This is a genomic window from Nonomuraea gerenzanensis, from assembly GCF_020215645.1.
In the GTDB taxonomy this organism is placed as follows: Bacteria; Actinomycetota; Actinomycetes; order Streptosporangiales; family Streptosporangiaceae; genus Nonomuraea; species Nonomuraea gerenzanensis.
Map to the genome: position 1 here is coordinate 5,545,196 of NZ_CP084058.1, position 13,520 is coordinate 5,558,715.

At 70.9% G+C, this 13,520-nt stretch carries 8 protein-coding genes; 5 read left to right on the forward strand and 3 right to left on the reverse strand.

Annotated features, from left to right (window positions below; genetic code table 11):
• Nucleotides 1–85: 85 nt before the first annotated feature.
• From LCN96_RS25970 to LCN96_RS25980, 3 genes are read right to left on the reverse strand one after another with little or no spacing between them, the layout of a single operon-like run.
• Nucleotides 86–2,365 (reverse strand): glycoside hydrolase family 26 protein, encoded by a 2,280-nt coding sequence (locus LCN96_RS25970; RefSeq protein ID WP_225275493.1) that lies wholly within the window; start codon nt 2,363–2,365, stop codon nt 86–88.
• Nucleotides 2,362–3,768, reverse strand: coding sequence for a glycosyl hydrolase (locus LCN96_RS25975; RefSeq protein WP_225275494.1), 1,407 nt, complete (start codon nt 3,766–3,768; stop codon nt 2,362–2,364). Before LCN96_RS25975 ends, LCN96_RS25970 begins: the two co-directional genes overlap by 4 nt.
• A gap of 12 nt (nt 3,769–3,780) precedes the next feature.
• Nucleotides 3,781–6,243 (reverse strand): cellulase family glycosylhydrolase, encoded by a 2,463-nt coding sequence (locus LCN96_RS25980; RefSeq protein WP_225275495.1) that lies wholly within the window; start codon nt 6,241–6,243, stop codon nt 3,781–3,783.
• 302 nt (nt 6,244–6,545) lie between these two features.
• On the opposite strand from LCN96_RS25980, the gene LCN96_RS25985 reads away from it, so the two are divergent.
• The 5 genes from LCN96_RS25985 to LCN96_RS26005 all read left to right on the forward strand — a co-directional run bounded on the left by LCN96_RS25985 (nt 6,546) and on the right by LCN96_RS26005 (nt 13,503).
• Nucleotides 6,546–9,035 (forward strand): glycoside hydrolase family 2 protein, encoded by a 2,490-nt coding sequence (locus LCN96_RS25985; RefSeq protein WP_225275496.1) that lies wholly within the window; start codon nt 6,546–6,548, stop codon nt 9,033–9,035.
• On the forward strand, nt 9,032–10,072 hold the full coding sequence (locus LCN96_RS25990; RefSeq protein ID WP_225275497.1) for a LacI family DNA-binding transcriptional regulator: 1,041 nt from the start codon (nt 9,032–9,034) through the stop codon (nt 10,070–10,072). The genes LCN96_RS25985 and LCN96_RS25990 overlap by 4 nt, the downstream gene beginning before the upstream one ends.
• A 213-nt stretch (nt 10,073–10,285) precedes the next feature.
• Nucleotides 10,286–11,593, forward strand: a complete 1,308-nt coding sequence (locus LCN96_RS25995; RefSeq protein WP_225275498.1) for an ABC transporter substrate-binding protein — start codon at nt 10,286–10,288, stop codon at nt 11,591–11,593.
• Nucleotides 11,594–11,713: 120 nt separating this feature from the next.
• Nucleotides 11,714–12,667 carry a carbohydrate ABC transporter permease gene (locus LCN96_RS26000; RefSeq protein ID WP_225275499.1) on the forward strand — a complete coding sequence of 318 codons (954 nt, stop codon included), beginning with the start codon at nt 11,714–11,716 and terminating at the stop codon, nt 12,665–12,667.
• Entirely contained in the window at nt 12,664–13,503 is an 840-nt protein-coding gene (locus LCN96_RS26005) for a carbohydrate ABC transporter permease (protein ID WP_225275500.1), read from the forward strand. The genes LCN96_RS26000 and LCN96_RS26005 overlap by 4 nt, the downstream gene beginning before the upstream one ends.
• The last annotated feature ends 17 nt before the right edge of the window (nt 13,504–13,520 follow it).

Consider the following 13,520-nt stretch of genomic DNA (forward strand, 5'->3'; position numbering starts at 1 on the left):
CTCTAGACCCGGCAAGATCATTCGACGATCCGCCGGCCGTGGTCACGGCGGTCTCCCCGCCGCGGGGAGACCGCCGCACCCACGGTCAGCCCTCCGGCAGGATCCGGACGGTCGCCGTGGCGGGAGCGCTGACGCGATACCCCCCGCCGGGCAGCAACCTGACGGTGACCGTGCGCCCGGCGGGCGCGTGCCCGCGCCGGTCGAGCACCCGGACCGGCTCGGTGGCCGTGGTCCGCCCGGCCGCGAACGTGACGCGCCCGTCGAGCCGCGCGTAGTCCCGCCCGGCCCGCGTGTCGCGATCGTCGTGGACGACGTAACGCACGGTCAGCTCCTCGTCCGCGGAGTGCGCCGGCCGGACGAACGTGAGGACCCCGTCGGTGCCGGGCTCGCGGGCGTGCGACGTGGCCTCCACGGAGACGCGCGGCAGCGGGTCGACGGCGTTGCGCCGGGTGGCCAGGCGCGGCACCCCGGCGGCGCCGATGCTGTGGTGGTAGAACTCGGCCATCGCCTCCGGGGTGTTGTGGTTCCAGGTGCGCACGCCCCACGGCATGGCCAGCGTCCAGTCCGGCTGGGCCGCCTGCTCGGCCTGCGAGGGGAAGACGAACGTCTCACCGATGATCATCGGCTTGCCGTCGCGTTTCGCGATCGACCTCGCCTGCTCGTAGTGGCGGGCCGCGTAGCCCTCGGGGTCGTAGAAGTCCACCGACAACACGTCGTAGTAGTCCCTGCCGGGGCTGAAGGAGGACCAGTCGTTCGCGTCGTACTCGGCCAGGCCGCCGTCGAGCCCCTCGTAGCGGTCGAACTTCGGGTCGCCGTCGGCCCAGCCGTAGTCGTCCGGCAGGTCCTGGACGTTCCACACCCAGACGATGTTGGACAGCCCCTTCTCGACCTCCATGTAGTCGTGGAACATCCGGTACAGCCCCGCGCCGCCGGTCAGGCCGGGCCGGCCGCCCCACCAGAACACGTGCTGGTTCATCTCGTGGAAGGGCCGCAGCAGCACGGTCACCCCGGCGTCCTCGAGCTGCTGGAGGTAGCGGGCGTACTCGTCCATGCGCAGCTTCCAGTTGCGGTTGAGCGGCGTGCCGTCGGTCATCAGCTCCTTCCACTGATCGGCGTAGAGGTAGCTGAAGATCCGGTTCGGGCCGGGCAGCGTCTCGTGCGCCTGGTCACCGCCCCAGCCGCCCTCGCGCTCCTGCGCGACGGTGTACTGCGGGGGCGAGACGTGGAACATGATCTGCACGAGGCCGCCGCCGGCCCACTGCCGCCTCACCTCGTCGATCATGTTCTGCCGGTACGGCACGGTGCCGCCGGTCAGGAAGTCCGCGCTGTACAGGGCCGGGTAGACGCCGAACTGGTTGGCCACCCGCTGGTGCAGCACGTCGGCGTTGCGCGGGTCGGCGTACGACTGGTCGTGGTGCATGGCCGAGAGCATGCCCTTGCCGGTCAGGCCCTTGAGGTAGGCGGTCACGTCCACGCGCGGCGGCAGGTCGCGCACCCGCACCCGCAGGCTCACGTCCTGGTCCACCGTGAAGGTGATGCCGTTCTGGTGCAGCTTGAGCTGCTGGAGCCGGACGAGCGTGCTGCCGTTGCCGGCGAAGTCGCCCTTGGGCGCGAACCGGTCGCCGGAGGAGGGCAGGACGGCCGCGTTCTGCGAGGTGTAGCGCGCCTGCACGATCCGCGCGCCGGCCGGCAGCACGGCGGCGTCGTTCAGGGCGGTGACGAGGTTGCCCACCCGGTCGGCCGTCAGCGCGCCGCCGGGGAAGGAGACCTCCGGCACGTACGGCTTCTCATCGAAGACGAGCTCGATCTCGTCCACCGTGACGCGTCCCTCCGAGACCTCGCCGACCTGGTTGACATAGAGGGCGAACGACGTGATCCCCGCCGTGTTGATCGTCCCCGTGCCTGTCTTGGGGGTGAACGACCCGATCGGGATCGTCAGGTGCTGCGGCTGCGCCGAGGCCGGGTCGAAGCCGGGCACCGCGTTCAGGTGCGCCTCGTAGGAGGCCCCGTCGGACAGCTGCAGCAGCACGTCCTGGCCGGGCGTGGCGTTGGCGACCCACAGCTCGACGGCTCGCAGGCCCGGCCAGTAGCCGTTCACCGGCCGGGAGCGGCCCGAGTAGCCGCCGGTCAGCGTGTAGGCCAGCTCCATGGCGTTACCGAGCCCGGCGCCGAACGGTGAGGGCACGAGCGTGGCGGTGTTCGTCCCGCCGTTGGGGTTGGGTGCGTACGCGGCCGACAGGCGGGCGCTGTCGGCGTAGGCCGAGAAGTCGTCCAGCTTCTCCCGGTAGGCGTCCGCGGCCTGCGCGGCCGGGACGGCCACGCAGAGCGCGAGAAGGGCCAGCAGGACGGTGAGCACTCTGCTCATGCAGGCAAGGTCCACTTCTGGTTAGCGTTGGTGGTGCAGCTCCAGATCTGCAGCGCGGTGCCGTCGGCCGGGCTCTGCCCGGTCGCGTCCAGGCACTTGCCGGTGGCGGCGCTGGTCAGGCGCTGGGTGGCGGAGTCGTAGGTCCACCGCTGGTTGGCGTTGCCGCTCGTGCAGTCCCAGATCTGCACCCTGGTCCCGTCGGCGCCGACCCCGCCGGCCACGTCCAGGCACTTGCCGAGCGCGCGGATGGTCCCGTCGGAGCCGACCGTCCACGCCTGCGCGCTGCCGTTGGCGTCACAGGTGTAGAGCTGCACCTTGGTGCCGTTGGCCGGGTTGGCGGCGGCGACGTCGACGCACTTGCCGCCGAGCCCCCTGATCTTCCCCGTACGGGTGGCGCCGCCTCCTGCCGTGATCGTGAACTCGCCGCGGTTGTACACCCGCGGCCCGAAGTAGCTCGCCTGCACGCCGGCGTTGGTGTTGTACGCCGGGTCGGTCAGCCACTCCGCCCACACCATGAACCAGGTCCACCGCGGCTGGGCGTTGAGCAGCGCCGGGCTCGGGGTGCGGCCCACCTCGGCCAGGGAGATCGGCTTGCCGCCCGCGACGTCGAGCATCGCCTGGTAGTCGGAGGCGGAGGGCTCCAGCTTGGCCCACACGTCGAGGGAGGCCACGTCGGCGTACGACGAGCCCGGCCAGTATTCGCCGATGGAGCCCATGGAGACGTCCTTGACGTTCCAGACCCACACGAGGTTCGTCAGGCCCTGCGAGGTGTAGTAGTCGTAGGTGATCTGGTACAGCTTGCGGCTGCCGTTGGCGCCGGGCCGGCCGCCCCACCAGGACCAGCCGTCGTTCATCTCGTGAACGGGCCGCCACAGCACGGGCACGCCGGCGTTCTGGAGCTGGCGCAGGTAGGGCAGCGCCTCGGCGAGCCGGCTCTTGTAGGCGTTGTTGAGGCTCGTGCCGTTGGTGACGAGCTGGCTCCACTGGCTGTCGGACAGGTGGCTGAGCACGCCGCCGGAGTCCCAGCCGCAGGTGGGGCCGGTGGTGGGCGGGCACATGTGCCAGGTCAGGGCCACCACCGAGCCGCCCTGCCACTGGCGGATGGCCTCGTTGACCATCGTCTGGCGGCTGGAGACGTCGGCGGCGGCGAACAGGAAGTCGCCGCCCCACAGGCCGGGGGTCTGGCCGGTGATGCTCTGGGCGACGCGGGTGTACTTGGTGGGGTCGCTGTTGGGCTCGCGGTTGTGCTGGCCCGACAGGGTGTACTGGCCGGAGATCCGGTTCAGGAAGCCGATCAGGTCGGCGCGGGTGGCGGCGGGGAAGGCCAGTGCGGGCGTGGCCAGGCTCGCGACGGTGGCCAGGGCCACCGCCAGGGTCAGTAACAGGCTGCGGGGGGTGCGCATGGGGGTTCCCTCCTACGGGGCGGGATAGGCGGTGACCTGGTCGACGGTGAGCGTGCCGGTGCCCGGCGCGCCGCCGACGTAGAACGAGAGCTGCTCGAAGCGGGTCAGGTCGAGCGGGCCCGCGCCGGCCCAGCTCGGGTGGTCGAACGCGGTGAACGGGATGCGGGCCACGCCGTCAGGCACGGCGTCGAGGGTGTGCTCGAAGTAGACGCCGCCGGTGACGAACTGCACGGTGATCTTCGCGGGCGCGCCCGTCTGGGCGAGCCGCAGTTCCAGGCCGTGCTGCCCCCACACGTCCAGGGCGGGGGAGAAGGTACGGGTGACGCCCGCGTAGCCGGCGCCGCCGAGCGTGTAGTCCAGCCGCAGGTCCTGGCCTGGTGCCAGCGACGGGGTGATCTGGTCGCCGCCCGGGTTGCGCACGTAGGCGGCGGCGAGCTGGGCAGAGTCGGCGTAGCCGGTGAAGTCGTCCACGACGGCGGGGGCGGTGGGCAGCGGGCGGGTGGCGAAGGAGGACACCGCGCCGTGGGTGCGGCCGGCCGCGTTGACCGCCGTGACCCGCCAGTGGTAGGTGAGGCCGGGTTCGAGCTCCCCGGCCGGCCGGTGCTCCGCCCCGGTGATCGCGGTGGCCGACAGCACGGGGTCGCTCAGGTCGGCGTGCTCGGAGACGGTGAGCGTGTAGTAGCCCGCGCCCTCGGCCGGGCTCCAGGTGAACGCCGGGGTGCCCAGCACGTCACGGGCGTCAGGAGCCGGGGTGAGCGGCGCGGGGATGGCCGGGGGCGCGGAGACGGGGGCCGGGTCGGCCGACCAGAGGGTGGCGCGGGTCAGCCCCTCGCCGCCGCTCCACAGCACGCGGACGTGACCCGCGCCGCCGGCGTCCGCCGTCACCTGTCCGTCGCCGCTCTCGTGCCGCACGGTACGCCAGGCGGCGCCGTCGCCGGAGACCTGCACCCGCACGCGGGGCCGGCCCGCCACGTCGAAACGCACCCGCTGCAGCCCGGGGCGGCTCCACGACATCCAGGCCTCGCCCCGCGCGACGGCCGCAGCCGGGGTGAGGGTGACGTTCCCGTGGCCGTCGGCCAGGTCCGTCGTCTGCAGCGGATCGACGAGCACGACCTGCGAGCGGGTGACCCGCACCGGCTCCGAGGCCGTGCCGCGCCGGCCGTCGCGGTCGACCGGGACGACCCGGTAGGTGACCTCGCCCGCCGCGCCCGCGTCCAGCCACGGCGCCTGGTTGTCGGTGAGCAACCCCTGGTGGGCGGCGCTCCACCGGCCGTGCTGCGAGCGCTCGACGACGTAGCCGGCGGCGCCGGCCGTGCCGCGCCAGCGCAGCTCGTTCAGCCCGCCGCGCTTGTCCACCTGGACGAGGAGCGGCGGCCCGACGCGGGCGGGACGGCCACCCGATGGGGAGACCTGCCCGGCGAAGGCGACCTGCGCCTCGACGGAGGCCCGCATGCGCTCGTCGTCGCCGGGATAGTGCAGGGTGAAGCCGTCGTCGTGCTGTACGAAGCCGCCCCGGTCGTGGTGACCGAACAGCGACCACGACAGCATGCCGGTGACGTTGCGGTCCGCGGCGAGCGGGGTGAGCAGCTCCTCGGTGGCCGCGGTGGAGGCGTACTCGCCGGCGAGGTAGACCTTGCCCGCGCCGGTCACCCTGGCCGCGTCGGCGCCGACCCGCTCGGTGGTCGGCGGGTAGTAGTGCACGTCCACGATGTCCACGCCGGGCGCGGCGAGCGTGTCAGGGTCGATCTCGAAGCGGCGCCCCGCCGCGATGAGCTGGCGCGGCGCCCACTTCCTGAACGCGGCGGCGTTGCGGTTGATCCAGTCGAGCGTCATGCCCTCCAGCTCGTTGCCGAACTCCCAGGCCATGATCGTCGGGTCGGCGTTGTAGGCCCTGCCCGTCAGCGGGTTGACCCGGCTCATCACATGCTCGGCGTAGGCCTGGTAGTCGGCGATCACGCGCTCGTCGGTGTAGAACGCCTCCGACGGCAGGCCGTAGGGGTCGGTGAAGTCGCGGTGACCGCCGTGGTAGTAGGACCACTCGTCGGTCAGCGGCAGGATCAGGCGCAGGCCGATCGAGCCGGCGTAGGCGATCGCGTAGTCCACCGTCGCGAACGCCGCCTCGTTGAAGCCCGCCTGCTTCGAGGGCAGGATCGACAGCGGGTTGCCGGTGGAGGCCAGCATGTGCGAGCGCACCACGGTCATGCCCATGGCCTTGGCCGTGTCGAGGGCGTCCCTGATGCGGAAGAACGTCGGGTAGGCGACGCCGCCGACGTTCTCGTCCAGGCCGAGCCAGTAGATGTTGGTGCCGGCGAAGCGGAACGGCTTGCCATCGAGGCTGAGGCGGGAGTCCGCGCGGGTCACGAACCGGGTGTTCAGCGAGCTCAGGTCCGCCGGGGTGGGGGCAGCGTGCGCGGGCGGGGCCAGGGAGAGGGCCAGGACGACCGCGGCGAGGCTCGCCCATCGGAGGGAACGCATGGGGCTGGGCCTTTCTCGGATTCGGCTGAACGATTGCTTTACCGAATAAGTGCCCTGAAGATAGAACCGGCGCGACAACGATGTCAACGATCCGAAACCCACAAGACACGGTGGCTTAACGTCAGCCTGACCCGGTTCAGCGGCTGCCCGCTCCCGGGACGTCCGTGCGGGCTCCGAGCCGCCTCCGCGACCTGCTGGTTTAGCAAGTAACTAAAACGGTCTAGACACGTTCAGGTGGGAATCGCTACCTTGTCGGACGTCTGGGGGCGTTTGTCCCATTGTCATGACCAAGGAGCAGACGGTTGACGAAGCAGAGTAGGTCGCTGGACTCGGGATGGACGCTCCGGCTGGCGGGCGGCGCGGCCCCCGCCGAGCTCGCCGGGCTCCGCGACGAGGCCGTGCCCGCCCAGGTGCCCGGCTGCGTGCACGCGGACCTCCTGGCGGCCGGGCTGATCCCCGACCCGTACCGTGATCTCAACGAGCTGGAGGTGGCGTGGGCGGGCCGGGCCGACTGGCGTTATGACACCGTGCTGGCCGCCGCCCCGCCCGGCTTCGAGCGTACGGACCTGGTCTTCGACGGGCTCGACACCGTCGCCCGGGTGCTGCTCGACGGGCAGGAGCTGGGCCGCACCCGCAACATGCACCGCTCCTACCGGTTCGACGTCACCGGCCGGGTGCGCGCGGGCTCGGCGCTGTCGGTGGAGTTCGCCTCGGCCTACACCGAGGCCGAGGCGCTGCGCGAGCGGCTCGGCGCGCGGCCGAACGAGTACCCCGAGCCGTTCAACTACATCAGGAAGATGGCCGCCTCCTTCGGCTGGGACTGGGGGCCCACCCTCGTCACCGCCGGCATCTGGCGTCCCGTGCGGCTGGAGAGCTGGAGCACCGCCCGGCTGGCCTCCGTCAGGCCGCTCGTCACCGTCACCGGCCGCGGCACCGGCACCGGCACCAGCGGCAGCGGCAGGATCGAGGCGCACGTCGAGCTGGAGCGCACCGCCTCCGGCGCGGGCCGCGAGCTGACGCTCACCGTCGAGGCCGCCGGGCACACCGCCGTCCAGGCCGTCACCTCCGGCAGCGCGGTGGTCGTGCTGGAGGTGCCAGGGCCCGAGCTGTGGTGGCCGCGCGGGTACGGCGACCAGCCCCTGTACGACTGTGTCGTCACCCTGTCCGACGCCGGGCACGTCCTGGACCGGTGGGAGCGGCGCGTCGGGTTCCGCACGGTGGAGCTGGACCGCGCGCCCGACGAGCACGGCACCGCCTTCACCCTGCGCGTCAACGGCCGGCCGATCTTCGCCCGCGGCGTCAACTGGATCCCCGACGACGCCCTGCCCGCCCGCATCACCCCCGAGCGCTACCGCCGCCGGCTGGTCCAGGCCGCCGAGGCCGGCGTGGACCTGGTCCGCGTCTGGGGCGGCGGCATCTACGAGGACCGCGCCTTCTACGACGCCTGCGACGAGCTCGGCCTCATGGTCTGGCAGGACTTCCTGTTCGCCTGCGCCGCCTACCCCGAGGAGCAGCCGCTGCGCGGCGAGATCGAGGCCGAGGCCCGCGAGAACGTCACCCGGCTCAGCCCGCACGCCAGCCTCGTGCTCTGGAACGGCAACAACGAGAACCTGTGGGGTTTTCGCGACTGGGGCTGGGAGCCCGAGCTGGACGGCGAGAGCTGGGGCGAGGGCTACTACCTCGGGCTGCTGCCGCGCGTGGTGGCCGAGCTGGACCCGACCCGCCCGTACCAGGCGGGCAGCCCCTGGTCGGGCTCCTGGGACCACCATCCCAACGACCCCGCGCACGGGCCCTCCCACTTCTGGGAGGCCTGGAACCGCCGCGACTACAGCGACTACCTCGACCACGTGCCGCGCTTCGCCGCCGAGTTCGGCTGGCAGGCGCCGCCCGCGCACGCCACCCTGCGCGAATGGCTCGGCGACGACCCGCTCAGCTCCACCTCGCCCGGCATGCTGCACCACCAGAAGGCCGAGGACGGCAACGGCAAGCTCGACCGGGGCCTGGCCCACCACTTCACCGCCCCCGCCGACTTCGACCAGTGGCACTACCTCACGCAGGTCAACCAGGCCCGCGCCATCGCGACCGGCGTCGCCCACTGGCGCTCCCACTGGCCGGTCTGCGGCGGGACCGTCGTCTGGCAGCTCAACGACTGCTGGCCGGTGACCTCGTGGGCGGCGATCGACGGGGCCGAGCGGCTCAAGCCGCTCTACCACGAGCTGCGCCGCCTGTACGCCGACCGGTTGCTCACCTTCCAGAGCAGGGACGGCGCCCGCGTGCTGGCCGCCGACAACCAGTCGCCCGAGCCCTGGCAGGGCACCGCCGTCGTGCGCAGGCTGCGTGCCGACGGGACGGGCCTGGCCGAGGAGCACGTGCCGTTCACCGTGCCGCCGCGCTCGGTCGCGCTGCTGCCGCTGACGGCCGAGGTCGCCGAGATCAAGGACGCCGCGGCCGAGCTGCTCGTGGCCGACGCAGGTGACCTGCGCGACGTCGCGCTCGGCGGGCCCGACAAGGAGTTCGCCTACCCGCCCGCCGAACTCGACCTGCGGCTGGACGTCTCCGGCGGTACGCTCATGGTTGTGATCACCGCCCGCGCCTTCGTCCGCGACCTGCTGCTGCAGGCCGACCGGCTCGGCCCCGCGGCGAGCGCCGACCGCGGGCTGGTCACGCTGCTCCCCGGCGAGAGCGTCACGATCACGGTGCGCGGCCTGCCCGACGCCGCCCAGGTGGACGCCGCCGCCGTGCGGCCGGCCCTGTTCTGTGTCAACGCGGCGGAAGGGGTCCCGCGGCCATGAGAGCTGCCGCCCGCCCGGGCGGGAAGGTGACGATCGCCGAGGTCGCCGCGCGCGCCGGAGTGTCCAAGGGCTCGGTGTCGCTGGCGATGAACGACAAGCCGGGCGTGTCCGCGGCCACGCGGGAGAAGGTGTTCAAGGCAGCCCGTGAGCTGGGCTGGCTGCCCAACCAGGCCGCCCGTTCCCTGTCGTCGGCCTCGACGCAGGTCAGCAACGTGGGGCTGGTCATCGCCAGGCCGGCCCGCATGCTCGGGCTTGAGCCGTTCTACATGGAGTTCGTCTCCGGCATCGAGAGCGTGCTGGTCGAGCGGTCGTATTCACTGCTGCTGCGGCTGGTGCACGACGTCGGCGAGGAGATCGGCGTCCTGGACGGCTGGGGCCGCAGCAAGCAGATCAGCGGCTCCATCATGGTCGACTTCACCCTCGACGACCCCCGCGTCGCGCCGATCGCGGCGCTGGGCCTGCCCGTGATCGCCGTCGGGCATCCCGACCTGACCGGCGGGCTGCCGTCGGTCTGGACCGACGACGGCGCGGCGGTCACCGAGGCGGTGCGTTACCTGGCGGCGCTCGGCCACCGGCGGCTCGCGCGGGTGGGCGGCCCCGCCACGCTCGGGCACAGCATGATCAGGAGCGAGGCGTTCGCCAAGGCGGTCGCCGACCTCAACCTGGAGCCCGGCCGCATCCTGCCCACCGACTTCTCCGGCGAGCAGGGCGCCCGCGCCACGCGGGCGCTGCTCGCCTCCGCCCAGCGGCCCACGGCCATCCTGTACGACAACGACATCATGGCCGTGGCCGGCCTGTCCGTGGCCACGGAGATGGGCGTGTCCGTGCCCGCCGAGCTGTCACTGCTGGCCTGGGACGACTCGCAGCTCTGCCGGCTCACCCATCCGCCGCTGTCGGCCATGAGCCACGACGTCTTCGCCTTCGGTGCCGAGGTCACGCGCCGGCTCATGGACCTCATCGACACCGGCCACGCCGAGGTGGGCGCGGTGCCGACGCCCGTGCTCGTCCCGCGCGGCACCACCGCCAGGGCCCGCTGACCCAGCCGCTCCTCGGACGCCGCCCTCGCACGCCCTCAGGCAGCTAAACCGCTCTAGTCATTGTTTTTCCAGCTCAGCCCACATCTCGATCGACGTCTGCACTGAACTCCTTGTAACGGTTATGTATCTTCAGTGCTTCGTCCCTTTTACGCCTAAACGCGACATGCCACTGTTCACCGCAACCACGGTGCTTCCCTTAGGAGATGGTGTGAGATGCGCAGACTTGCGCTGACCGGTCTGGCCCTCGCGGTGACCGCGGCACTGGCCGCCGCCTGCGGCGGCAGCGGAAGGAGTACGGCGCCCGCCACGGCGGCGAGCGACCCGTCGAAGGTCTCCGGCGAGATCACCGTGCTGACCAACCGCACCGACCTGGTGAACGACGGCACGATGAAGAAGTACGCCGGCGAGTTCGCGAAGGTCTACCCCGGCGTCCAGGTCAAGTTCGAGGCGATCACCGACTACGAGGGCGAAGTCAAGATCCGCATGAACACCGAGAACTACGGTGACGTGCTGCTGATCCCGAACAACATCGCCAAGGGCGACTACCCCAAGTTCTTCGCCCCCCTCGGCTCGGCCGCCGACCTGTCCCAGAAGTACAAGTTCATCCAGTCCGGCACGGTGAACGACCAGGTCTACGGCATCGTCTCCTTCGCCTCGGCCAACGGCTTCGTCTACAACAAGGACCTGTGGGCCAAGGCCGGCGTCACCGACTGGCCCAAGACGCCGGAGGAGTTCCTCGCCGGGCTGAAGGCCGTCAAGGACAAGACCGGCGCGACCCCGCTCTACACCAACTACAAGGACGGCTGGCCGCTCAGCAACTGGACCAACGGCAACGGCTCGGTCACCTGCGACGTCAAGGCCGAGTCGGCGATGGCCACCGAGGACCCGTGGGCCCCCGGCAAGGACCTCAACGTCGTCGACTCCCTGCTGTTCAACGCCGTTCAGCAGCAGCTCACCGAGAAGGACCCGACCACCACCAACTGGGAGGACTCCAAGAAGTTCATCGCCACCGGCAAGATCGGCGCGATGTGGCTCGGCTCCTGGGCGATCCCGCAGATGCAGGCCGCCGCCACCACGGCCGGCCAGAGCCCCGACTCCATCGCCTTCATGCCCTTCCCCTCCCAGGCCGGCGGCTCCTTCTGCTCGGTGCTCAACCCCGACTACCAGTACGCCGTCAACAGCCACTCCCCGAACAAGGCGGCGGCTCGGGCCTGGCTCGACTGGTTCGTCGACAAGTCCGGCTTCTCCGCCACCAACCAGGGCGTCTCGCCCGTCAAGTCCGACCCGCTGCCCTCGGCGCTGAAGCCGTACAGCGACGCGGGCGTCAAGCTCATCGAGCTGGAGACCGACCAGCGCATCCTGGTCGACAACATCGACAAGGAGTCCGAGGTCGGCATCAAGTCGCCCGACTACCGGCAGAAGCTCATCGACGTCGCCCGCGGCGCCGCCAAGGGCGACCTGAACAGCGTGCTCGCCGACCTGTCCGCCCGCTGGAAGGCCGGCCAGCAGGCCGCCGCCTGACGTCCCTGTCCGACGGCCGGCCAGCAGGCCGCCGCCTGATACCGCCGCCTGACACCCCCGCCCGCGGTGCCGGCCCGACCCGGCGCGCCGGCACCGCTCGCTGACCGAAGAAAGGCAGAGATGACACCCGTCTCGTCATCCCTGAGGCGCGGCCCCGCGGGAGGCCCGCGACCGCAGGACGGGGCGCGCCACTCCAGGCAGCGGCCGCGCCGCCGCTGGAGGCAGCGCCTGACCCCGTGGCTGTTCCTGCTGGTGCCGCTGGCCCTGCTCATCACCTTCTCGTACGTGCCGATCATCAACATGATCGTGTACAGCTTCACCGACTGGGACGGCGTCAGCCCCGACTACACGTTCACCGGCCTGGAGAACTACGTCGAGATCTTCACCCGTCCCGAGCTGTTCAGGGTCTTCGTCGCCAGCGCCTACTATCTCGGCGCCGCCGTCCTGCAGATCGTGCTCGCGCTGTACTTCGCCACCGTCCTCAGCTTCAACACCCGCTTCCGCAACCTGTTCAAGGGCATCCTGTTCTTCCCCTACCTGATCAACGGGGTGGCCATCGGCTTCGTCTTCCTCTACTTCTTCCAGGAGGGCGGCACGTTCGACACCGTGCTGCGGCTCTTCGGGATCGGCGGCGAGCACCTCTGGCTCGGCGACCCCGACCTGGTCAACTACTCGCTGGCCGGGGTCTCGGTGTGGCGCTACATGGGGCTCAACTTCGTGCTCTTCCTCGGCGCGATCCAGTCGATCGCGCCGGAGCTGTACGAGGCCGCCGAGCTCGACGGGGCCAACCGGTGGCAGCAGTTCCGCTTCATCATCGTGCCCAGCCTGCGCCCCCTCATCGGGCTGACCGCGATCCTGGCGATCTCCGGCTGCCTGTCGGTCTTCGAGATCCCGTACATCATGACCGGCGGCGCAGGCGCGAGCGAGACCTTCGTCATCCAGACCATCAAGCTCGCCTTCCGCTTCAACAAGACCGGCCTGGCCTCGGCCGCCGCCGTGGTGCTCCTCGTCATCATCCTGCTGGTGGCGTGGGTGCAGCGGCGGATCGTCCCGGAAGAAAGGGTGACCTCGTGACGACCGCTGTCCGCGCCAGGGTGGCGAGCACCCTGAAGTACCTGTCCCTGATCGTGGCCGGCCTGGTCGTGCTGCTGCCGCTCGGGGTGGTGCTGCTCACCTCGCTGAAGACGTCCGACGAGCTCGCGGCCGGCAGCGGCCCGCTGACGCCCCCCGGCGACTGGCTCAACCTGGCCAACTACGTCACGGCCTTCGAGAAGGGACGGATGGCGGAGGCGGCGCTCAACACCTTCGTCATCCTGGTGGTCTCGATCACCGGCACGGTCTTCATCGGCTCGGCCGCCGCCTACGCGATCGACCGGTTCGACTTCCGCCTGAAGAAGCTCATCGTCGCCCTGTTCCTGTTCGCCACGCTCGTCCCCAGCATCACCACCCAGGTCACGACATTTCAGGTCATCGACCAGCTCGGCCTCTTCAACACCCGCCTGGCCCCGATCATGCTGTACCTCGGCACGGACATCGTGGCGATCTACATCTTCCTGCAGTTCATCCGGAGCATCCCGATCTCGGTGGACGAGGCCGCCCGCCTGGACGGCGCCTCCTCGTTCACGATCTACCGGAAGATCATCCTCCCGCTGCTCAAACCGGCGATCGCGACCGTCGTCATCGTCAAGGGCATCGCCGTCTACAACGACTTCTACATTCCCTTCCTCTACATGCCGGACCAGGGGCTGGGCACGATCTCGACGTCGCTGTTCCGCTTCAAGGGGCCGTTCGGGGCGCACTGGGAGAACATCTCGGCGGGGGCGATCCTGGTGATCGTGCCGACGCTGGCCGTGTTCCTGCTGCTCCAGCGCTTCATCTACAACGGGCTGACCCGGGGCGCGGCCAAGTGAGCGAACACGTGGAGTAC

What these genes read in the sequence shown, in the direction of transcription:
- LCN96_RS25980 (WP_225275495.1), bottom strand. Translation starts at nt 6,243, where the DNA reads ATGCGTTCCCTCCGATGGGCGAGCCTCGCCGCGGTCGTCCTGGCCCTC.
- LCN96_RS25995 (WP_225275498.1), top strand. Translation starts at nt 10,286, where the DNA reads ATGCGCAGACTTGCGCTGACCGGTCTGGCCCTCGCGGTGACCGCGGCA.
- LCN96_RS26000 (WP_225275499.1), top strand. Translation starts at nt 11,714, where the DNA reads ATGACACCCGTCTCGTCATCCCTGAGGCGCGGCCCCGCGGGAGGCCCG.
- LCN96_RS25990 (WP_225275497.1), top strand. Translation starts at nt 9,032, where the DNA reads ATGAGAGCTGCCGCCCGCCCGGGCGGGAAGGTGACGATCGCCGAGGTC.
- LCN96_RS25970 (WP_225275493.1), bottom strand. Translation starts at nt 2,365, where the DNA reads ATGAGCAGAGTGCTCACCGTCCTGCTGGCCCTTCTCGCGCTCTGCGTG.
- LCN96_RS25975 (WP_225275494.1), bottom strand. Translation starts at nt 3,768, where the DNA reads ATGCGCACCCCCCGCAGCCTGTTACTGACCCTGGCGGTGGCCCTGGCC.